The 19,630-nt window shown below is 73.7% G+C and carries 20 protein-coding genes; 9 read left to right on the plus strand and 11 right to left on the minus strand.

What is annotated here, in order from left to right:
- The coding region (locus ACFOVU_RS00005) for a zinc ribbon domain-containing protein (RefSeq protein WP_378529156.1) at positions 1-352 on the plus strand (352 nt) is incomplete at its 5' end.
- Positions 353-594: 242 nt separating this feature from the next.
- Here the strand turns inward: ACFOVU_RS00005 and ACFOVU_RS00010 are convergent.
- The 3 genes from ACFOVU_RS00010 to ACFOVU_RS00020 form a co-directional block, all read right to left on the minus strand.
- The gene (locus tag ACFOVU_RS00010) at positions 595-1,305 is read right to left on the minus strand and encodes a carbonic anhydrase (protein WP_378529157.1); all 711 of its coding nucleotides are present in this window, start codon (positions 1,303-1,305) and stop codon (positions 595-597) included.
- 294 nt (positions 1,306-1,599) lie between these two features.
- Positions 1,600-2,793, minus strand: coding sequence for a Cmx/CmrA family chloramphenicol efflux MFS transporter (locus ACFOVU_RS00015; protein WP_378529158.1), 1,194 nt, complete (start codon positions 2,791-2,793; stop codon positions 1,600-1,602).
- Positions 2,794-2,879: 86 nt separating this feature from the next.
- Positions 2,880-3,452: a TetR/AcrR family transcriptional regulator gene (locus ACFOVU_RS00020; protein WP_378529159.1), complete on the minus strand. Its 573-nt coding sequence runs from the start codon at positions 3,450-3,452 to the stop codon at positions 2,880-2,882.
- 126 nt (positions 3,453-3,578) lie between these two features.
- On the opposite strand from ACFOVU_RS00020, the gene ACFOVU_RS00025 reads away from it, so the two are divergent.
- On the plus strand, positions 3,579-4,028 hold the full coding sequence (locus ACFOVU_RS00025; RefSeq protein ID WP_378529160.1) for a hypothetical protein: 450 nt from the start codon (positions 3,579-3,581) through the stop codon (positions 4,026-4,028).
- On the opposite strand, the gene ACFOVU_RS00030 is transcribed toward ACFOVU_RS00025, so the two are convergent.
- Entirely contained in the window at positions 4,000-4,443 is a 444-nt protein-coding gene (locus tag ACFOVU_RS00030; protein WP_378529257.1) for an SMI1/KNR4 family protein, read from the minus strand. The two genes, ACFOVU_RS00025 and ACFOVU_RS00030, sit on opposite strands and share 29 nt — an antisense overlap.
- A 649-nt stretch (positions 4,444-5,092) precedes the next feature.
- On the opposite strand from ACFOVU_RS00030, the gene ACFOVU_RS00035 reads away from it, so the two are divergent.
- On the plus strand, positions 5,093-5,665 hold the full coding sequence (locus ACFOVU_RS00035; RefSeq protein ID WP_378529161.1) for a GNAT family N-acetyltransferase: 573 nt from the start codon (positions 5,093-5,095) through the stop codon (positions 5,663-5,665).
- A gap of 73 nt (positions 5,666-5,738) precedes the next feature.
- Here ACFOVU_RS00035 and ACFOVU_RS00040 read toward each other — a convergent pair whose 3' ends face one another.
- Complete coding sequence (locus tag ACFOVU_RS00040; RefSeq protein ID WP_378529162.1) at positions 5,739-6,209, minus strand: carboxymuconolactone decarboxylase family protein; 471 nt, start codon at positions 6,207-6,209, stop codon at positions 5,739-5,741.
- A gap of 603 nt (positions 6,210-6,812) precedes the next feature.
- Between ACFOVU_RS00040 and ACFOVU_RS00045 the strand changes: the two genes are divergently transcribed.
- Both ACFOVU_RS00045 and ACFOVU_RS00050 read left to right on the plus strand, forming a co-directional pair.
- On the plus strand, positions 6,813-7,568 hold the full coding sequence (locus tag ACFOVU_RS00045) for a hypothetical protein (RefSeq protein ID WP_378529163.1): 756 nt from the start codon (positions 6,813-6,815) through the stop codon (positions 7,566-7,568).
- A gap of 310 nt (positions 7,569-7,878) precedes the next feature.
- Positions 7,879-8,844, plus strand: a complete 966-nt coding sequence (locus tag ACFOVU_RS00050) for a hypothetical protein (RefSeq protein ID WP_378529164.1) — start codon at positions 7,879-7,881, stop codon at positions 8,842-8,844.
- Positions 8,845-8,968: 124 nt separating this feature from the next.
- Here the strand turns inward: ACFOVU_RS00050 and ACFOVU_RS00055 are convergent, their stop codons facing one another.
- Positions 8,969-9,370, minus strand: a complete 402-nt coding sequence (locus ACFOVU_RS00055; RefSeq protein WP_378529165.1) for a hypothetical protein — start codon at positions 9,368-9,370, stop codon at positions 8,969-8,971.
- Positions 9,371-9,794: 424 nt separating this feature from the next.
- On the opposite strand from ACFOVU_RS00055, the gene ACFOVU_RS00060 reads away from it, so the two are divergent.
- Both ACFOVU_RS00060 and ACFOVU_RS00065 read left to right on the plus strand, forming a co-directional pair.
- Positions 9,795-11,039, plus strand: coding sequence for a sensor histidine kinase (locus tag ACFOVU_RS00060; protein ID WP_378529166.1), 1,245 nt, complete (start codon positions 9,795-9,797; stop codon positions 11,037-11,039).
- The gene (locus ACFOVU_RS00065; RefSeq protein WP_378529167.1) at positions 10,991-11,632 is read left to right on the plus strand and encodes a response regulator; all 642 of its coding nucleotides are present in this window, start codon (positions 10,991-10,993) and stop codon (positions 11,630-11,632) included. The genes ACFOVU_RS00060 and ACFOVU_RS00065 overlap by 49 nt, the downstream gene beginning before the upstream one ends.
- A gap of 63 nt (positions 11,633-11,695) precedes the next feature.
- Here the strand turns inward: ACFOVU_RS00065 and ACFOVU_RS00070 are convergent, their stop codons facing one another.
- The 3 genes from ACFOVU_RS00070 to ACFOVU_RS00080 form a co-directional block, all read right to left on the minus strand.
- Positions 11,696-12,391, minus strand: coding sequence for a hypothetical protein (locus tag ACFOVU_RS00070; protein WP_378529168.1), 696 nt, complete (start codon positions 12,389-12,391; stop codon positions 11,696-11,698).
- A 256-nt stretch (positions 12,392-12,647) separates the two neighbouring features.
- The gene (locus tag ACFOVU_RS00075; RefSeq protein ID WP_378529169.1) at positions 12,648-14,504 is read right to left on the minus strand and encodes an AMP-dependent synthetase/ligase; all 1,857 of its coding nucleotides are present in this window, start codon (positions 14,502-14,504) and stop codon (positions 12,648-12,650) included.
- Positions 14,505-14,823: 319 nt separating this feature from the next.
- The gene (locus ACFOVU_RS00080; RefSeq protein WP_378529170.1) at positions 14,824-16,095 is read right to left on the minus strand and encodes a multidrug effflux MFS transporter; all 1,272 of its coding nucleotides are present in this window, start codon (positions 16,093-16,095) and stop codon (positions 14,824-14,826) included.
- A 587-nt stretch (positions 16,096-16,682) separates the two neighbouring features.
- On the opposite strand from ACFOVU_RS00080, the gene ACFOVU_RS00085 reads away from it, so the two are divergent.
- Positions 16,683-17,450 (plus strand): SDR family NAD(P)-dependent oxidoreductase, encoded by a 768-nt coding sequence (locus ACFOVU_RS00085; RefSeq protein ID WP_378529171.1) that lies wholly within the window; start codon positions 16,683-16,685, stop codon positions 17,448-17,450.
- 116 nt (positions 17,451-17,566) lie between these two features.
- A complete protein-coding gene (locus tag ACFOVU_RS00090; RefSeq protein WP_378529172.1) occupies positions 17,567-18,430 on the plus strand; it encodes a MerR family transcriptional regulator in 864 nt (287 codons plus the stop codon).
- Between the two features lie 37 nt (positions 18,431-18,467).
- Here the strand turns inward: ACFOVU_RS00090 and ACFOVU_RS00095 are convergent, their stop codons facing one another.
- Both ACFOVU_RS00095 and ACFOVU_RS00100 read right to left on the minus strand, forming a co-directional pair.
- Positions 18,468-18,848, minus strand: coding sequence for a DUF3037 domain-containing protein (locus tag ACFOVU_RS00095; protein WP_378529173.1), 381 nt, complete (start codon positions 18,846-18,848; stop codon positions 18,468-18,470).
- Positions 18,845-19,612: a HipA family kinase gene (locus tag ACFOVU_RS00100; RefSeq protein ID WP_378529174.1), complete on the minus strand. Its 768-nt coding sequence runs from the start codon at positions 19,610-19,612 to the stop codon at positions 18,845-18,847. The genes ACFOVU_RS00095 and ACFOVU_RS00100 overlap by 4 nt, the downstream gene beginning before the upstream one ends.
- Positions 19,613-19,630 lie beyond the last annotated feature (18 nt).

Genomic DNA, 19,630 nt, shown 5'->3' on the forward strand with positions numbered 1-19,630 from the left:
GCACGGTTCTGAGGGGGCCGGGATGCAGCAATGCATCCCGGCTACCCGACTCCGCAAGCCCCAGCGGGTCGCGCTCCACTCCTGGGCCTTCGCCCAGCTGGGAGACTTCATCGTCTACAAGGCCAGACGGGCGGGTGTCCCGCTCGTGTTCGTCGACCCCGCGTACACGTCGCAGATGTGCGCCGAGTGCGGCCACACGGATGCGCGGAACCGTGTGGACCAGGGCCTGTTCATCTGCCGGGGCTGTGGCGTCGTTGCGCACGCGGACCGGAACGCTTCCCGCAACATCGCCCAACGGGGCGAGAGCGTGTGGAACGCGGGGCGTGAGTCACGCGTCCCTGCCACCCCATAAAGGGGTGACTGGACGGAGGAGTCCACCCGGCAGCCATCCGGGCACTACCTCCAAGCCCGGTCGTCCAAGAGACCGGGTCAAGCTGACGAAATCGCAGGTCATTCGATTCTGTACGGGTTTCCGGCCCGCCGGGGACCGATGCCGGCGGGCCGGGTGCGGCGGCCGGACCCCCGCAGGGGTCCCCACGGCCGCGGGCCCGTTCGGGGCGGGACGGGCCAGCGGCCGTGGCGCCGCGGCGGCGGTCAGTCCAGGAAGGTGACCGTGGAGCCGTCGAGCTCGTAGCGGGCGGCGACGACGCGCAGCTCACCGCTGTCGACGTGGCCGGCCAGCTCAGGGTCGGAGCGCAGCGTGTCGGCGATGTCCAGGGCGTTGGCCGAGATGCAGTCGTCGATGAAGTCGTCCCCGCTGTCGGGGGTGGCCTCCACGACGGGCAGCAGCTGCTGGACGAGGTAGCCGATGTGGCCTGCGGGCACGTCGCCGCTGCGGTGGGCCTCCACCGCGGCGGTGACGGCGCCGCAGGCGGCGTGGCCCAGGACCACGATCAGCGGGATGTGCAGGTGTTCGACGCCGTAGGCGATGCTGCCCAGGACCGATTCGTCGAGGACCTGGCCGGCGGAGCGGGTGTCGAAGAGGTCGCCCACACCGCGGTCGAAGACGAGTTCGGGGGCGACCCGGGAGTCGGCGCAGCCCAGGACGAGCGCGAAGGGGCTCTGGCCGTCGACGGCCTCGGCGCGGCGCTCGGCGTCCTCGTTGGGGTGGACCTGGTGGTAGGTGCGCCAGCGCCGGTTGCCCTCCCTCAGCAGGGTCAGGGCGGTGTCGGGGTCGGTGGCCAGGGCGGGGGCCATGACGGGTGCGGCGGAGGCGGAGGCGGCGGTGATGCCCCCGCCGGCCAGCAGCAGCCCGGTGCTGCTGAGGAGGGAGGTGCGTAAGGCGGAGCGGCGTGAGATCGCCATGGTCATCCCCGATTCAAGACGAAGGGGCGTAATGCCCGAATTCATGAAAAGCGGGGAAATCATAGATCCAAGTGACGCGACGTGCACACGTGAATCCGCGTGCACGTGCGCACGGGCGAACGCGCTCGGTGATCTTGCGCAAGCATGCGGGCAAACCCGCAGGTCACGCGAGTCGTCGGCGATAGGTGCATGGCCGGAATCGGCATTTGGGCCCCACCCGATCAGGGCGAGCGCTATGATCACCACCGTCGTCCCCCTGGGGGGCGCCGGTCCCGGCTCCCCCCAGGAGCCGGGTCAGGCGGCCGGGGCGGCCGGAGCGCAGGCGCCGGCCGGGGTGGTGGCGCGGGCCCGGTTCAGCGCCGCCGACCACGCCACGACGCCGAGCGCGGCCAGGGCCAGCGCGGCGCCCACCCAGGAGACCGACGGGTAGCCCGCACCGGCGTCGATCGCCAGCCCGCCCAGCCACGGCCCGGCGGTGATCCCGACGTTGAAGGCGGAGATGTTGACGGCGGCGGCCAGGGTCGGCGCGCCTTCGGCCAGCGCGAACACCCGGGTGTTGAGCGCCGGGTTGGCGCCGAACCCGAAGGCGCCCAGCAGCGCGGCCAGCACGACGGCCGCCACAGGGACCTGGGCCCACAGCGCCAGCGCGGCCGAGATGAGGACGGCGCCGGCGATGCTCACCGCCAGGGTCGCGAACGGGCGGGCGTCCGCGCTGCGCCCGCCGATGGTGATGCCGATGAGCGCCCCGGCGCCATAGAGGGCCAGGACCGCCGGGACGTAGGCGGGCGCGAGCCCGGAGGTGCCGGTCAGCAGCGGGGCGAGGTAGGCGAAGGTGGCCAGCAGCCCACCGGTGGCCAGGGCGGTGGTGGCGTAGGCCAGCCACAGCCGCGGCCGCGCCATGGTGCGCAGCTCCTGGCTCAGGCGCGGGGCCGGGCCGTCGGCGCCGCCGGCGGGGATGGTGGCGCGGATGCCGGCCATCGCCAGCACGGCCAGCGCCGCCAGGGCCCAGAACACCGTGCGCCATCCGAAGTGCTGGCCGATGACGGTGCCGGCGGGCAGGCCGATGATGGTGGCCACGGTCAGCCCGCCGGTGACGACGGCCATGGCCTTGCCGCGGGCGGTGGGGGCGACCAGCCCGATGGCGGTGACCGCTGCCACCGCCCAGAACCCGGCGTAGGCGAAGGCGCCGACGACCCGGGTGGCCATGAGGAGCCCGTAGCCAGGGGCCAGGGCGCCGATGGCGTGCGTGGCGGCGAAGACGGCCAGCAGGGCGAGCAGGGTGGTGCGGCGGGGCAGGCGCAGGGTGGCCACGGCCAGCACCGGCGCGCCCACGAGCATGCCGACGGCGAAGCCGGAGATCAGCAGCCCCGCGTCGGGGATGGACACCCCCAGGTCGGTGGCGATCTCGGGGAGCAGCCCGGCCAGCATCAGCTCGGACGTGCCCTGGGCGAAGATCGCCAGGCCCAGGATGTAGACGGCACGGGGCACAGTGACTCCAATTTTGGATTGATCGGTTCAAAACGGGGGCAGGCGAAGGCGGGCGGACGCGGGTGCGCCCGCCGGGGAGCCGGGGCTCAGAGGGCGGTCAGCGCGGTCCGGGCGATCGCCTCGAGCGTGGCGCGGTCGGCGCCGCCATAGGCGGCGACCTGCATGCCGCTGATGGCGGCGACGACGAAGTGGGCCAGGGCGGCGGGGTCGCGGCCGCGGTCGACCTCCCCCGAGCGCCGGCCGGCGTCGATGGCGGCGCGCAGCGCCTCCAGCCGCCGGTCCTGGTCGCGGCGCAGGCGCGCGGCGATGCCGGGGTCTTGCGGCGCCAGCTCGACGGTGGAGGTGACCACCAGGCAGCCGACGGGGTCGCCGGGACCGGGGTCGACGACGCGCCACATCATGTCGCGCACCTTGTCGCGCAGCGGCCGGTCCTCCTCCAGCAGGGCGACCAGCCCGGCGGTCTTGTCCGCCATGTAGCGGTCCAGAGCGGCCTCGTAGAGGTCGCGCTTACTGGTGAAGGTGTTGTAGATGCTGCTGCGCCGCAGGCCGGTGGCCGCGCACAGGTCCTGGGTCGAGGTGGCCTCGTAACCGGTCGCCCAGAACGCGCGCATCGCGGCGTCCAGCGCCCGGTCCTCGTCGAAGGCCTTGGGTCGTGCCATGCCGCACACGCTAACACGTTTTGAATCGATCGATCCAATATCGTGCGGTGCCCCGCGCACGGCGCCGCGGCACGCACGCGTAGCATCGGATGCGACCGCCGCACCGCCTGCCATGAGGGGACGCCGATGGCCACCGCCCTGCGCAGGGCCGGCCTGGTGCTCGCGTTACTCGCGGTGACCTTCCTGCCCTGCTGCATCGCGTTCGGGCTGGGCGTCAGCGAAGGCCCGCCCGCCTTCGCGGCCTCGCGCGGCCAGGGGACGGCGGGCACGTTCACCCCCACCGCCCGGGAGTGCACGGGCACCCGCGGGGGGCAGGCCTGCCACTGGCGGGGCACCTTCACCTCCGACGACGGCCGGGTCCGGCTGAGCGGCGTGACCGCCGGCACCGGCGACCCGCCGCCGCAGGACGCCGTGTTCCTCCTCAACCGGGGCCGCGTCCACCCCGAGGGCACCACCGAGTGGCGGCAGTGGGCCTTCTGGGGCGTCCTGGGAGCGGCCGGGCTGGCCGCCCACGCCGCGGCAGCGCTGCGATGGGCCGCGCGGCGCCTCAGCGGTGCCAGTCGTTGCCCTGGGTGAAGCAGCGGACGAGGTAGTCGCGCATCGACACCACGGTGAGGCGGCGCCGGTCGCTCTCGTGGTCCCACACCACGATCCCGGGCCCGTAGTCGGTGTGCACGTAGGCGAACTGCGGCCCCATGTCGCTGTCGCCGAAGAAGATCATCTCGTCGAAGGGGGCGTAGAGCTCCAGGTAGTCGGGTTCGGAGCGCATGGCGAGGTTGTCCTCGACGAGCCGCTCGGCCGGCCACACGACCGCGTCGCCGTACTCGTTGGTGACCCCGTTGGCCTCGCGCAGCAACGACGCCAGCTCGAAGGGCAGCGGCAGCGCCAAGGCCTTTTCGATCCCGGCGATCATCGCCTCGTCGGCCGGGCCGGGCAGCTCCGCTCCGGGGTACAGTTCACCGATCAGTTCACGCCACACATAGGGAATCATCACAGGTGGCGGCGTGGCACGGGAAACCGGTGGGCGCGAGTCCCCCGATTGGGACGCTGTTTTCCGGCCCGGATACCGCGTCGTGCCAGGCGGTATGCCCCATCTCCGTCCGGCCCGGCGGCCGCGCGATCCGTCTGCGCGCCCACACCGGGATGCGGTGGCCACCGGTGGTGACCGCGCCCTGCGCCGCGCCGCCCGCGGGCGGGCTCCCGGCGGCGCCGCGGGGGTGATCCGGTCGATCCGAAACCCCGGCGGCGCTGCGCGCAGGGCGTAGCCCGCTGTGGCGGGCGTGCCCCGAGGGGCGACCCGGCCGGCGCGGGAAAAGGCGGCCCGGCCTGGAATATCGCACCGGGCCCCCCGGTTACACTGTGTGCGGGCCGGTGCGGAACGTGTCCCCGGGCTCCATACAACTGCCTTCGTGGAATACCGCGCCTGCGCCCCGCTGTAGCGGGCGCGCCGGCGGACTTCGGAGCCGCGTTGTGCCACCGCCGTGAGGCGACCGCCGCACCGGTCCGCACACCTACCCATCCTGATGGCCGTGGCGCAGTCGACTGCGCCACGGCCATCAGGCGTTTCCGTACCCCCAGTCACCCCCGCAGGTACCCGCCGCCTGAGACCCCGCCCCGTGTCGCCGCAGGAGGCCGCCGGCGTGCACCATGAGGACGTGGTCCCCCTGTCGCTTCCGCCCTGGCCGCTCACGCCGCCGGCACACGGCGGCGTGCTCCTGCGCCAGGTGCGTGTGGAGGACGCGGATATGGCGCGGGAGCTGTCGACGGACCCGTATGTGCCCGAGACTGGCTCGCTTCCCCTCAACGCCAGTGGCGAGGAGGCCGTGGCGTGGGTGCGTCGGCAGCAGGGGCGTCACGCCGAAGGCGCGGGCTTCTCCCTGACGATCGTGGCGAGGGCGACCGGTGAGGCGGTGGGGCACTGCGGGCTCTGGCTCGGCGGCCTCGGCAACGGCCGTGCCACCGCGGGCTACGCGCTCGTTCCGTCGGCCCGGGGCCGCGGGCTCGCCACCGACGCGCTCACGGCGCTCACCGGTTTCGGGTGGACGCTGCCGGGGCTCTTGCGAATCGAGCTGTACATCGAGCCGTGGAACGCGGGCTCGATCCGGGTCGCACAACGGGCCGGCTACACCTGCGAAGGCCTCCTGCGCGGTCACCGGGTGATCGGCGGCCGACGACGCGACCTGCTGCTCTACGCGGTCGTCCGTCCCGGATAGGGGACCGGAGGGCCCCGACACCTCCGGGGCCGCCGGTGTCTCGTGTCCCCGCGCGGCCCCGGGCGGGGCGCCGTCAGGCGAACTGGCCGGGCTGGTAGTCGCCGGCGGGCTGCTGGACGATGACGCTGACCCGGTTGAACGCGTTGATGATGGCGATGAGCGCCACCAGGCCGGCGAGCTGGTCCTCGTCGTAGTGCTTGGCGGCGTTCGCCCACGCCTCGTCGGTGACGCCGCCGGCCGCATCGGCGATGCGGGTGCCCTGCTCGGTCAGCTCCAGGGCGGCGCGCTCGGCCTCGGTGAACACCTTCGCCTCCCGCCAGGCCGCGACCATGTGCAGGCGCTGCGGGTCCTCCCCGTCGTGCAGGGCGTCCTTGGTGTGCATGTCGGTACAGAAGCCGCAGCCGTTGATCTGGCTGGCGCGCAGCGTCACCAGGTGCCCCGTCGCGGTCGGCAGGCCCGATCCGGCGACCGCCTGGTGCGCCGCGATGAAGTGCTTCATGGCCTTGCCCGCGACGGGGTTGGTGAGGTCGAGTCGAGCGTCCATGGTGGGCTCCTTGCCGTTGTCGATGCTGACACCTCCTTGACGCAACGGCCCCGGCCGATGTGACAGGAGTCGATGTGACGTGCCTCTCCCCGCCCGTTCCGGACGCCGCACCGCGGACGGTGCTCGGGCGGACCTGCCGTGGGAGGGCGGCCGTGCCAACGGTGTTGGGCACGCCGGGGATGGCCGCCGCAGCGGCCGGTGTCCGCCCATCGCGGCGACGGGTGAGGTGGCCGGGCGTTCCGCCGCCGACGTGCCGCCGGGGTTCACGACCTCGCCGCGCCGACGGCGTCGCAGCGGCGACCGGAACCGGACAAGCGCCTCCGCTACGCCGGAGGGCGGATCGGCCTCCGGCGCACCCCGTCCGCCCAGGTCACCGCCCATCCGGCCGGCCGCGCACGCTCACCCGACCACAAGCGGTCACCCCGCCCCTACGCCACCGATTCCCACCCTTCGCCCCCCGGGTTGACCTGCGCCGACGCCCGTCCCGACGGTCGAAGCGGCGGGCGCGCCACCCTTGGGTTGCGCGCCGGTACCGGCCTGAACCCGCCCACCGCCCTGGGCGTCTCACCCGCAGTTGCCAACCCCGCACAGGCGGAGACTGCCATGGACGCCGTCATCGCATCCCTCCTCGTCGGCGGCTGCACCCTGCTCACCATCGGCTTGGCGCTGCTGCCCCGCATCCGCACCCTTGAAGCGCTGCCCCACCTGACGGTGGACGCCGCCCTGGCCGGCGCCGGCCAGGGGACCGCCGTGATCACCGGCCGCGCCGCACCCGACACCGCCGGCCCGCTGCGCTCCCCCCTCACCCGGCGCCCCTGCGTGTGGTGGGCGCTGGAGACCTCCCTGGTACCCGGCCCCCGCGCGGCCACCCTGCTCACCCGTCGCTCCGCCGCCTCGGCCGCCACCTTCCGGCTCACCGGCGCCACCGGCAGCATCCGCGTCCACCCCGCCGGGCTGCGCCCCCACCCCCGCCTCGTCGGCTCGCGCACCGCCGAGTCGCTGGCCGGCGCCGCCGCACCGCACCTGCTGCCCTGGGCCGCCCACCGCGTGGCCGCGCGCTTCCCGTGGATGCTGCCGCTGGCGCATGCGCCCTCGGGCCTGGAGGCCGTGGGCGTCGCCGAATGGCTGGTGGAGCCGGGCCAGCCGGTGACCGTCACCGGCCACCTGCACGCGGCCACCGGCCGCATGGTCGCCGCCCGTCTTCTGGGAGGCCGACGCGGCCCGGTATTCGGCATCTCCCCCGCCGGGCGCTCCGGCGCCGAGAGCCGCTGCCTGCGGGCAGGGCTGGGCACCCTGCTGGGCGCGGCCACCGCTGCCTGGGTCACCGCCGCCCTGCTCTTCGCCGCCGGCGCGACGTGAGAGGTGGTGGGCCCGCGGGTGGGCCGGGGCGGCGCGCCGGATCAGGGCCGAGCGCGCCGCCGGCGCCCACCGGGCCGCCAGGTCGCCAGGTCGCCGGCCCGCCGATCGCCCCGGCTCCCGGTCCCGGGCGCACGATCGCCGGGCATCGGCCCCGCGGAACGCCCGCGCCACGGCCCCATACGCCCGTCACCTGCACATTCGCCCTGGATTGACACAGAATCACCCAACGCTCACGGTGCGTGCTCGAACTACCGCCGATCCGGCTGAATGGGACAACGTCCCCCGTCCGCCGCACACGCCGGAGGCACCCATGAACAGCAGCCACCGCACCGCGACCCACCGCATCACCACCGCCCTGGCCGTCCTCGCCCTGGGCACCACGACCGCCGCCGCACCCGCCGCCGCGGCGTCCTACCCCGAGCACACCGTCAGCCGCTACACCCCGCTCAGCGGCGGCAACGCCGACCGCACCGCCGCCCGCGACGCCGGGTGCGCCGAAGGCCGCACCGGACGCGACGGCGTCCGCGTCCTGTTCTTCGGCACCCAGGAGAAGGGCGACAAACTCCGCCAGCCCGGAACCAACTCCGGCTCCTCCAGCGCCCGCGTCGCCGCCTCCACCGCCTCCGACGCCGCCACCGCCTGGGCCGAGGGCTTCAACGAATGCCGCACCGGCGGCGCCACCGCCGACCTCGCCATGGGCGTCAACAACAAGTCCGACGGCGGCCTCGACGGCGCCGCCGCCGGCCGCGCCTGGGCATCCGTCGTCAACGCCACCGACGACACCGGCGCCGTCACCATCACCGCCGCCATCGACGCCGAACCCGCATGGTCGAACCCCTCCTGGGCGCGCGGCTGGGTCGACGCCTTCACCCAGGCCAGCGACCGCACGCTCTATGCCGCCAACTCCGCCGACGGCTGCCCCACCCACGGCTCCACCTCGACCAGCTGCAACAACGGGTGGAAACTCTCCGACCTGCACTACGTGGCCACCGGCGCCGCCTCCACCATCCAGGCCATCCCGCAGATCTACCGCACCGACGGCATCCAGGCCCGCCAGTGGTCGGCCATCAGCTCCTGGGGCGCCACCAAGGGCTCCGGGCCGGTCCGCTTCGCCGGCGCCATGTCCCAAGAGGCCGCCTGCAAACAGCGCGGCGGCTGCTCCACCACCGACAACTCCCCCAAGGACGCCTGGAACCAGCTCTACACCGAACTCAACAACCACTCCGAGACCAAGGTCAGTTCACTGCCCAACGCCACCGACATGCGCTGGCCCTGACCCCGCCGGCCCACGCCGACGCCCGGCCACCCGTCCGGCCCCCGCCACCACCGGTGGCGGGGGCCGGACCACGCGCCACCACACGCCCCACCCCCAGGCGGTGCGCCGCGGAAGGCCGCCACCGTCAGGCCGCACCGGCCGCCCGGGGCCGGCGACCGGACCCGATCCACGCCAGCCGCAGGACACTCATGGCGAACAACACGACGCCCAACGGGACGTGCAGGGCCATCACGTGCATGATGCCCACCACGACCTGCGCCGACATCAGGACCAGGAACCCGGCCGCATACAGGACCGTCGCGAACGAGCCCCCGCCCGGCCGCCACACCACGACCGCCGCGACCACGTGCAGCATCGCCGCGGCGAAGACCACCCGCGCCCCGATGCTGTGCAGCGGCTCTCCGTAGGGCGTGGCCAGCACCAGCCCGGCGCTGACCGCCTGGACGAAGACCAGGAGCGTTTGCAGGATGATCGCGACACGCAGGAACGTGAGGAGCCCCTGCCGGGTCGTCGTGGAAGCGGCCATGGGAAGGCCCGCCCTTCTCGAGCTCGGCGGTGGCGGCGGCCGGAGGACCCGGCGCCCCATCCCCCCGACGAAACAGCCGCCCCCAATGTGAGGCGGCGCGCCCGCACCCTCCCCGCCGGCCTGCCGGAGCGCCCGCTACGCCACGCCCCGCCGCCGGCCCGACACCCTCCGCGCGCAGGGAGCCGGCCCGGCGACCGCCGCCCACCCCTGCTCATCGGCCCCGGATCCCGCACCACCGGGCCCGCAGCCGGCCACGAAACCGCCACCGGGCCCGCCCGGTAGGATCCAGCCGACCCCGCCCCCGCCCGCCCCGATTGGGGACCTGGCACCCCTGCCACCCGCCCGCCGCCCCACGACAATGAACACCGACACCCACCACCGCACCCCCGCCGGCGCGGCGGCCCCGCCCGGAAGGACCCCGCCCATGGCACCACCCGACGACGCCCCCCGGCCCGGCCTGCTGCACCTGCTCGCCTGGTCGCTCCTGCTCGTCGCCCACGCCGTCGCCGGAACCGTCCTGCTCGCCCTCTTCCTCATCGCCGGCGCCCTCTCCGCCATCTGGGTCGGCCTGCCCCTCCTGGTCACCATCACCCGCCTCATCCGCGCCCACGCCGACACCAACCGCCACCTGCTCGGCCGCTTCCTCGACGACGGCCCCATCCCCACCCCCTACCGGCCCCTGCCCGACACCGGCCTGGCCCCCCAGATCCGCGCCACCATCACCGACTCCGCCACCTGGCGCGACCTCGCCTGGCTCGCCGTCAACACCACCGCCGGCATCACCATCGCCGCCGTCCCCGCCGGCCTGGTCTTCCTCAGCGCCCTCAGCGCCGTCTCCGCCCTGTTCAACTGGACCTGGAGCTTCCACGACAGCTGGTACCCCCTCCTCATCGCCCTCGCCCTCCTGGTCGCCTTCCGCCTGCTGACCCCCCTGGCCGTCACCGCCTACGCCCACCTCAACCGCTGGCTGCTGGCCCCCACCGAAAAGGCCCGCCTCACCGCCCGCGTCGCCCACCTGGCCACCTCCCGCGCCGAGACCATCGACGCCCAGGCCTCCGAGGTCCGCCGCATCGAACGCGACCTCCACGACGGCGCCCAGGCCCGCCTCGTCGCCCTGGGCATGAGCCTGGGCATGGCCGAGGAGATGCTCAACGACGACCCCGCCAACGCCCGCAAACTCCTCGCCGAAGCCCGCGAGACCACCCGCCACGCCCTCACCGAACTGCGCGACCTCGTCCGCGGCATCCACCCGCCCGTCCTCGTGGAACGCGGCCTCGACGGCGCCGTGCGCGCCCTGGCCGTCGCCCAGCACCTGCCCATCACCGTCGACATCGACCTGCCCGGCCGCCCCGCCGACCCCGTGGAATCCGCCGCCTACTTCGCCGTCGTCGAACTCCTCACCAACGCCGCCAAGCACTCCGGCGCCGACCGCGCCTGGGTCCGCATCAACCACGGCCGCGGCCGCATGGTCATCATCGTCGGCGACAACGGAGGCGGCGGCGCCGACCTCCAGGGCGGCACCGGCCTGCAAGGCATCCGGCGCCGCCTGGCCGCATTCGATGGCACGATGAACCTCGTCAGCCCGGCAGGCGGGCCGACCATCGTCACCATGGAGCTACCGTGCGTGTTGTCATCGCCGAAGACCTCGCCCTCCTCCGCGACGGACTGATCCGGCTGCTACAGGCCCACGAATGCGACGTCGTCGCCGCCGTCGAAAGCGGCCCCGACCTCCTCAAGGCCCTCATCGAGCACCGCCCCGACGTCGCCGTCGTCGACGTCCGCCTGCCGCCCACCTTCACCGACGAAGGCCTCCAGGCCGCCATCGAGGCCCGCCGCAAGATCCCCGGCCTGCCCATCCTCGTGCTCTCCCAGCACGTCGAGCAGCTCTACGCCCGCGAACTGCTCTCCGACGACGGCGGCGCCGTGGGCTACCTGCTCAAGGACCGCGTCTTCGACATCGGCCAGTTCATCGACGCCGTGCGCCGCGTGGCCGCCGGGGGCACCGCCATGGACCCCGCCGTGATCTCCCAGCTCCTGGCCAAGCACGACGACGGCCCCCTGGCCGCCCTCACCCCGCGCGAACGCGAAGTCCTGGGCGAAATGGCCGAGGGCCGCTCCAACTACGCCATCGCCGGCCGCCTCTTCATCACCGACAAGGCCGTCAGCAAGCACATCAACAACATCTTCACCAAACTCGACCTGCCGCCCTCCACCGACGACAGCCGCCGCGTCCTGGCCGTCCTGGCCTACCTCAACCGCTGACACACCCGCACCCGGGGCGGACCGGCCCCGGGCGCTTGCGGGCCGCTTCGTGAAAAGGGGGCCTCAGTCCTCGTCACTCCGAGAGTCGGGAGCGGGGGCGGGCAGGGACCCGCTGCGGCGTTCCAGCCGCTCCAGCTCGCCCACGGCGTAGCCGAGCCCCGACTCCAGCCGCGCGCGGCGGTGGTCCTCGGCGGCCTCCACCACACCGCCGGCCTGGGCCTCCATGCGCTCCACCACCGGCGCGATCTCGGATGCGGCCGCGCCCTGGCGCAGGGCGGAGGCGACCTGCCATTCGACGTTGTACATCACCGTCACCTCGTCGGCGCGGTCGCGCAGCACCCGGTCGCCGCCGCGGACCGCGTCGGTGGCCCGCTGGGCGCGGGCCAAAAGGCTCGCGCCGTAGGGGTCCAAGTCATGGGCGCCGACCACGCGGTCCCTGCGGTCCCGGAGCAGCGTGCGGCGTCTGGAGCGCGGGGACGCGCGGTGGTCGCGCCAGGCGAACCCGGCGCCCAGGCCGGTGGAGCCCACGGCGGCGGCCAGGACCGCCGCCGTCGGCCCGGTGTCGGCCCCACTCACCCCCAGGATCACGGCCAGGCACATCATCAACGGACCCAGGACCGCCAGGATCCTCGCCGGCGGCCCCAAGGCCACCGGGGGCAGCGCACCGGAGCCCAGGAGCGTGCGCTCCTGCTCGGGCAGCTCGGGGTCCACGCTCAGGCGGTGCGGATACGCGGGACGGAACCGCTCGTACGCGCTCACAGGGGGCCTTCCATCGGCGAAGGGCGGACATGACGAAGGCCCGGCACTGTGCCGGGCCGTCATACTTCCCCACCGTCCGCGGGGCACGAGAGGCCTCGTGCGAGGGGTCCGACCCCGTGTTCGGGGGGTACCACAGCGTACCCGCGGGAAAGGCCGGCCCTCAACAACGGCGCCGGCCTGCGCCGCGATCCGCACGGCGCCGCCGTCCGCCGGCCACACCCACCACCCGCCCGGGACCGGAGCCCCGCACCCGCCGCTACTCCCGCGGCCCCGGCTCCGGCATGCGGTAGAGGCCGTCGATCTCCTCGGCGAACGCCCGCAGCACCGCATCGCGCCGCAGCCGCCCGTCCTCCAGCACCAGCCCGCTGCGCGGCGCGAACTCCTCGGCCAGCACGTGAAACGCACGCACCGCCCACACCGAGGGCACCGCCCGGTTGGCCGCGCGCACCCCCGCCTGGATCTCCCGCAGCAGCTCCGGGTCTTGCGCCAGGTCCTCACGCGACAACGACAGCGGCCGGTTGTTCACCAGCCGCCAGTACTCCAGCTGGTCGGCGATCAGCGTCACCAGCGCGCTCGCATAGGGCCGCCCCGACCCGATCACCATCGCCTGGCTGATCAGCGGATGCGCCCGCAGCCGCTCCTCCAGCACCGCCACATGATCCACCACCGCCGGCACCGCCACCTCGGCACGCTCCACAGCGGCCGCCGCCGGCGGCGGCGCGGCAAGGGCCCTGCGCCGCGCGGGCTGCTCCGGCGGCGCCGCCAGCGACGCCTGCGCCCGCAGCCGCCGCCGCACCGTCAAATACCCCCCGCTGTCCATCTCCCCGGCGAACCCGGTGGCCAGCCACCCGTCGCGAAACGCCGCCTGCCCTGCCTCGGGCGCCCCCCAGTACCCCGCGAACACCCCCGGGCCGCGCAGATGCACCTCGCCGTCGCGCGCCAGCCGCATCTCCACCCCGGGCAGCGGCCGCCCGGCCGTGCCCGCACGCCGCTCCCCCGGCGCGTTCGCGGTGAACGCCCCGGCGCTCTCCACCGTCCCGAACGCCTGGAACACCGCGATGCCGATCCCCGAGTAGAACCGGTCCAGCCGCTCGCCCAGCCCGCCCCCCACACACACCACCAGCCGGACCCGCCCGCCCAACGCCTCGCGGATCCGCCCGTACATCCACTCGTACATCGCCCGCGACACGCGCTTCCACGCACTCTTGCGCTCGGTCCCGTCGAACTCCACGGCCAGATCCGTCGCCGCCCGAAACGCCGTCAGGTCCTCATCGCCGCTGTCGCCCGTGCCCTCGGTCACCCGCGCATACACCTGGTCCAGCAGCTCGGCGCCGCTCACCAGCACGGTGGGCCGGAACGCGCGCAGATCGGCCTCCCACCCCGCCCCGGGCGCGCCCACCCCCACGCGGATGCCCCCCAGCACGCACGCCACCAGGGCGCCGTGCCCGGCCACGCCCGCCAGCGGCAGCCGCAGCAGCGCGCTCTCCTGCCCCGGGTCGCGCCCGGGCAGGCCCGGCGCCAGCCGCTCCACCAGACCCGCCGCCGCCGACAGGTAGTTGCCGTGCGTCAGCACCGCGCCCCGCGGCCGCACCAGCCCCGTCACCGGGTACACGATCGACGCCGGGTCGTCGCGGCGCGCCTCCTCGCGCCGGAAGCGCACCGCCGAGGAATCCATGTAGGCGCCCGGGCGCGCGATCGCCTCCAGCCCCTCCCGGTCCAGCCGGAAGACGCGCGCCAGATCGGTCAGCTCATAGGCGAGCCCCTCCACCACCGGCGCGTGGCGGCCGTCCTCCAGCACCACCGCAGCCGGGCCGCAGTCGCGCAGGATGTGGCGCAGCCGCTCAGGCGAACACACCGCCGGCACCGGAACCAGCACCGCGCGCACCGCCCACACCGCGAACGCGATCAGCGCCCACTCATAGCGGTTGGCGCACACCAGCACCACACGGTCGCCGGCGCCCACGCCCACGCCGATCAGGCCTTTGGCCACCGCGCCCATCTGGGTGAGGAACTCCCCGGCGGCCACCCGGTGCCAGTCACCCTCCGTGTCCCTGATCGCGAAGACGTGGGCGCGCGCGTCCGCGCCGGCACTACGGTAAGCGAGCTCACCCAACCCCGTGAGTTCCCGGGCCGCTGCCCCCGGGGCCGACCGAGACTGTCCCATCCCAGCGCTCGCCTCCACACCGATATCCCGCACGTCAAAACGGACGTGCCCTACTGTGCACGGTCTCCTCACCCGGCGGCAACCCGCACAACACCGGAAAACGACGCAAAACCGCCCACCTGAACAGGAACCGCCGTTCTGCGCGCCTTCCTCACCCACCGCACACACCCCAAAATCACCCAGCGTGACCGCATGCCCGCGCACCCCACCCACGAAAAAAGGCCCGGGCCCACCGCCCGCCCGGGCCACATCACACGATCATCCGACCTCACACGGCAGGACGCACCGACCTCCGCGCCACCACCACGAACACCGCCGCGGCCACCCCGCCCGTCGCCACCATCACCACCGCCATACTCGCCAGGCTCGCCTCACCCGACGCCGTCATCCCCGCCAGCGACGCCAACCCGCCGCCCAGCGCGAACTGCAACGACCCCATCAGCGCCGACGCCGTCCCCGCCACCGACGCCGGCTGCGAGGAGATCGCCAGCGACGTCGCGTTGGGGAACACGAACCCCACGCTGAACATCATCACGAAGAACACCGCCGCCACCGCCACCAGCGCACCCGGGCCGCCCACACCCGCCAGGGCCAGCACCCCCAGCGTCAGCACCGCCGCCACCATGCCCGCCAGGCCCGCCCCCAGCCGGCGCACCGTCTCCACCCGGCCGATCAGGAACCCGTTGACCTGGTTGCCCGCCATGATCCCCACCGTGGTCACCGCGAACACCATGCTGAACTGCTGCGCGCTGGCCCCGAACTCGTTCTGCGATACGAACGAGAACGCGGAGATGTAGGTGAACATGCAGCCGAAGCTCAGCCCCAGCACCAGCGTCGGGCCCGCGAACCGCACATCGCGCACCAGCCGCCCCACCGTTGCCACCAGCCCCGCCGGGTTCACCGGCCCCCGCTGCTCCCGCGGCAGGCTCTCCGGCAGCCAGAAGAACACCACCACCAGGCTCGCCAGCGACACCAGGCCCAGCGCCGCGAACAGCAGCCGCCACGGCCCCAACAGCAGCAGCTGCCCGCCCAGAACCGGCCCCAGCAACGGCGCCAGCCCCATCACCAGCATCAGCCGCGAGAAGAACCGCGCCGCGTCGTCCCCCTCGAACAGGTCACGCACCACCGCCCGCGAGATCACCGTCCCCGCCGCACCGGCCATCCCCTGCACGAACCGCAGCGCAACGAACGCCCCCGCCGAGGGCACCAGCACACACAGAAACGACGCCACCGTGAACAGCGCCGTCCCCACCAGCAGCGGAACCCGCCGCCCCCACGCATCGCTCATCGGCCCGATCACCAGCTGCCCCAGCGCCATCCCCAGCATGATCGCCGTCAGCGTCAGCTGGATCCGCGCCTGCGAGGACCCCAGGTCCTCCGCGATCGCCGGCAGCGCCGGCAGATACAGATCGGTCGCCAACGGCCCCGTCGCCGTCAGCATCCCCAGCACGAGCACCAACAGCGCCATCGAACGGCGCGACCGCGGCACCGCCGAAGCGGCCGCCGCCCCCACAGAGGAGGACGAAGGGGACAAAGACATGCGAAGACTCCCATCCACTACGGCGTCAGGGGGGACGGCTGCACCCGGCCACCGACCAATGCCAACACCCACCCCCCCACCACTACATCCGCCAACGCCGACCTCCCGAACGTGACCTCCATTACCCAACCCCCCACCAGCGACAAAACCCCGAACCCGTGGCCAACCGCCCCGGATCCACCCCACCCACCCCGCCGCACCCCCGCCGGCGCCCCCGCACCACCCGCACCCCCCGGCCAGGCCCACAACCACAAATGCCGTCGCCACCAGACCCGGCGGCGACGACGGCACCGATCACCGGGAGCCCAGCACGCGGCGAAGTGCTCGTCCCCGGCCCAGCCGCCCCGCTCAGCGACCTCGACCCGGCTCGCCCACCGGCGACCGGGGGTCCCTGACAGTACCTGGCACACGCACGCGAACTGCTGTTTCCTCGATATCGGCGGCACGCGGACGGCCACCCCGGACGGGTCCGGGAACCGTCTGCGGCCGCGCGAAGGGCCTGCCGCACGGGCAGCACGGAACGCATGGAAATCAACGCACAGGGTAATCGCAGGGCGGAGCAGACCGCACCGAAGGAGCACCAGCAAGTGAATCCCACCTACGACTTCTCCGGGCAGGTGGCCCTGGTCACCGGTGCCGCCTCCGGCATGGGCCTGGCCGCCGCCCGCGGCTTCGCCGACTCCGGCGCCGCCGTGGTCCTGGCCGACCTCGACCACGACGCCGTCCACAACGCAGCCGAGGAGATCACCGGCCGCGGCCAGCAGGCGATCGGCGTCGTCTGCAACGTCACCGACGAACAGCAAGTGCAAGCCGCCGTACGGCGCGCCGTGACCGAGTACGGCCGTCTGGACATGGCGTTCAACAACGCCGGCATCCAGGCGCCGCCCACCGGCGCCGCCGACGAGACGGCCGACTCCTTCGACCGGGTCAACGCCGTCAACCTGCGCGGCGTCTGGGCCGCGATGAAGCACGAACTCCGACAGATGCGCGAACAGGGCAGCGGCGCCATCGTCAACTGCTCATCCCTGGGCGGGCTCGTCGGGCTGCCCGAGCGCGCGGCCTACCACGCCTCCAAGCACGGCGTCATCGGCCTGACCCGCAGCGCCGCGGTCGAATACGCACCCCGGGGCGTCCGCATCAACGCCGTGTGCCCCGGCGTCATCGACACCCCGATGGTCGCCGACATGCTCGCCGACCAGGCCGAGGCCATGGCCGAGATCATCAAGGAACAGCCCATCGGCCGGCTCGGGAGAGCCGACGAGGTCGCAGCGGCCGTCCTATGGCTGTGCAGCCCCGGATCCAGCTTCGTCACCGGAACCGCCCTCCCCGTCGACGGCGGCTTCACCGTCCACTGATGCGCGCCTCCCCCGCCGGGACCGCCGACCGCGAGCTCGACGCCGGCGGGGTTTGCACATGACGTAGCGACATGTGGTGCAGTGAGCGGTGAGCACGACGCTGAGAGGCTTCCTTCATGCACCTGCCTGCAATTCCCCGCCGGGTCAAGATCGGCGACGCCGCCGCATTCACCGGGACCACTCCCCGGGCCATCCGCCACTACCACGCCATCGGGCTGCTCGCCGAACCGCAGCGGGGCGCCGACAACCGCCGCCGCTACGGCTACGACGACATGATCCGCCTCCTGTGGATCCGCAAAATGGCCGACGCCGGTATCCCCCTGGACGACATCCGCACCACCTTCGCGGGCGCCACCGACATCGAGCAGTCGCTCGCCCGGCTGGAGGAATCCCTCACCGCCAAGGCAGCCGCCATCGAACGCCAGCGCAGCGCCGTACGCCACCTGCGCGAGTCCGGCAGCCCCCTTGGCCTGCTCTCCCCGTTGGTCACCGGTCGACTGCTGCGCCACGTGCCGCCCGAGGCCCTGCGCCCTGCCGACCTCGATACCCTCCTGGTCACCGAGCGCATCTTCGGCCCGCTCGGCGCCGCCGTCCAAGCCGAGCGGTTCATCGTCCTGGCCATCCGGCCCGACCTACGGGCCGAGGACGACCGCCTGGCGGAGGCCGAGGCGGCCCTGGACGACAGTGTCTCCCCCGACGACCCCCGCGTGGACGCCCTCGCCCGCCGGCGGTGCGCACACGAGACCGCGTTGCTCTCCGCCAGCGAGAACGCCGAACTAGAAGAAGAGCGCGACGACCTCTTCGAGCAGTACGACGAGACCGCGGACGAGGACCAGAGCGAGACGACGATGAGCGCGGCGAAGGCCGTCGGCAAGATGCCGTACGACTTCTCCGCGGCCCGCATCCGCTACGAGGAACGCGCCTTCGAACTGCTACATGCCCAGCAGCACGGCGACACGCCCCACGAACTCAAGGCCTAGTTCTCCCGAAGCCACGGTGAGCCGCAAAGCACCCGGCTCACCCCACCAGCGACGCCGCCAGCCGCTCCAGATCGCCCTCCGGGTCCGCCGTCAGCCCCGTGTGAATGGGGCCCGGCTGCACGATCGTGCTCCGGGGGGCCGTCAGCCAGCGGAACCGCCGCCCCGCATCCTCACCGCCGGCGGCGCCCGCACCCGGCCCCCCGCGGCACACCCGCTCCACCGCCTCCAGCGCCAGCTCCACACCCGCCACGTCCACCGACGCGTCCAGCGCCCGCAGCCGCGCCTCGTCCAGCGCACACCGCGCCGCCAGGAACGACCGCGCCTTGCAGTACACGATCACCCCCGCGTTCACCTGCTCCCCGCGCTCCAGCCGCGGCACCACGCGCACCAGCGCATACTCGAACACATCGCGCTTCACCGCGGCACCTCCGGCAGCCACCCGCGCTCGGCGACCCGCGCCAGCAGATGCCCCACGTAGGCCTCGCGCACCTCACCGGCCGATGCGAACCCCGGCTCATCCAGCAGCCACGCATCCGGCACCAGCCCCACGACCTCCCACAACAGCTCCTCGGTCACCAGCACCGCGAACTCCGAATCCGCCCCCGCCACATCCGGCCGCGCCCCCACGAGCACGTGCTCCGAGGCGTCGTAGCGCCGCACCGCGGCCGACGCCGCGCCGGCCCAGTTGTGGTGGAAGATCAGCGTGGCCCCGTGGTCGATCAGGTACGGCCGCCCGTGCCACACCAGCATGTTCGGGTTGCGCCAGGTCCGGTCCACGTTGCCCACGAACGCGTCGAACCACACGATCCGCCCCGCGAGCTCGGCGTCGACCTCGTAGACGAGCGGGTCGAACGCCAGCGCCCCCGGCAGGTAGTCCATGCCCAGGTTCAGCCCGCCGCTGGCCTTCAGCAGCTCCTGCACCTCCGGGTCCGGCTCGCCCCGGGCGATCGCCGCGTCGAAGCCCACCAGCGCCAGCTCCGGCACCGGCAGCCCGAGCCTGCGCCCCAGCTCCCCCGAGATCACCTCGGCGATCAGGGTCTTGCGCCCCTGCCCCGCACCGATGAACTTCACCACGTACATGCCGAGGTCGTCCGCCTCGACCAGACCCGGAAGCGACCCGCCCTCGCGCAGCGGCAGCACATACCGGGTCGCCGTTATCTCTCGCAGCACGCCGCACAGCATACGGCCGATCCCCTCCGC

The organism is Nocardiopsis sediminis (assembly GCF_042650565.1).
Classification (GTDB): domain Bacteria; phylum Actinomycetota; class Actinomycetes; order Streptosporangiales; family Streptosporangiaceae; genus Nocardiopsis_B; species Nocardiopsis_B sediminis.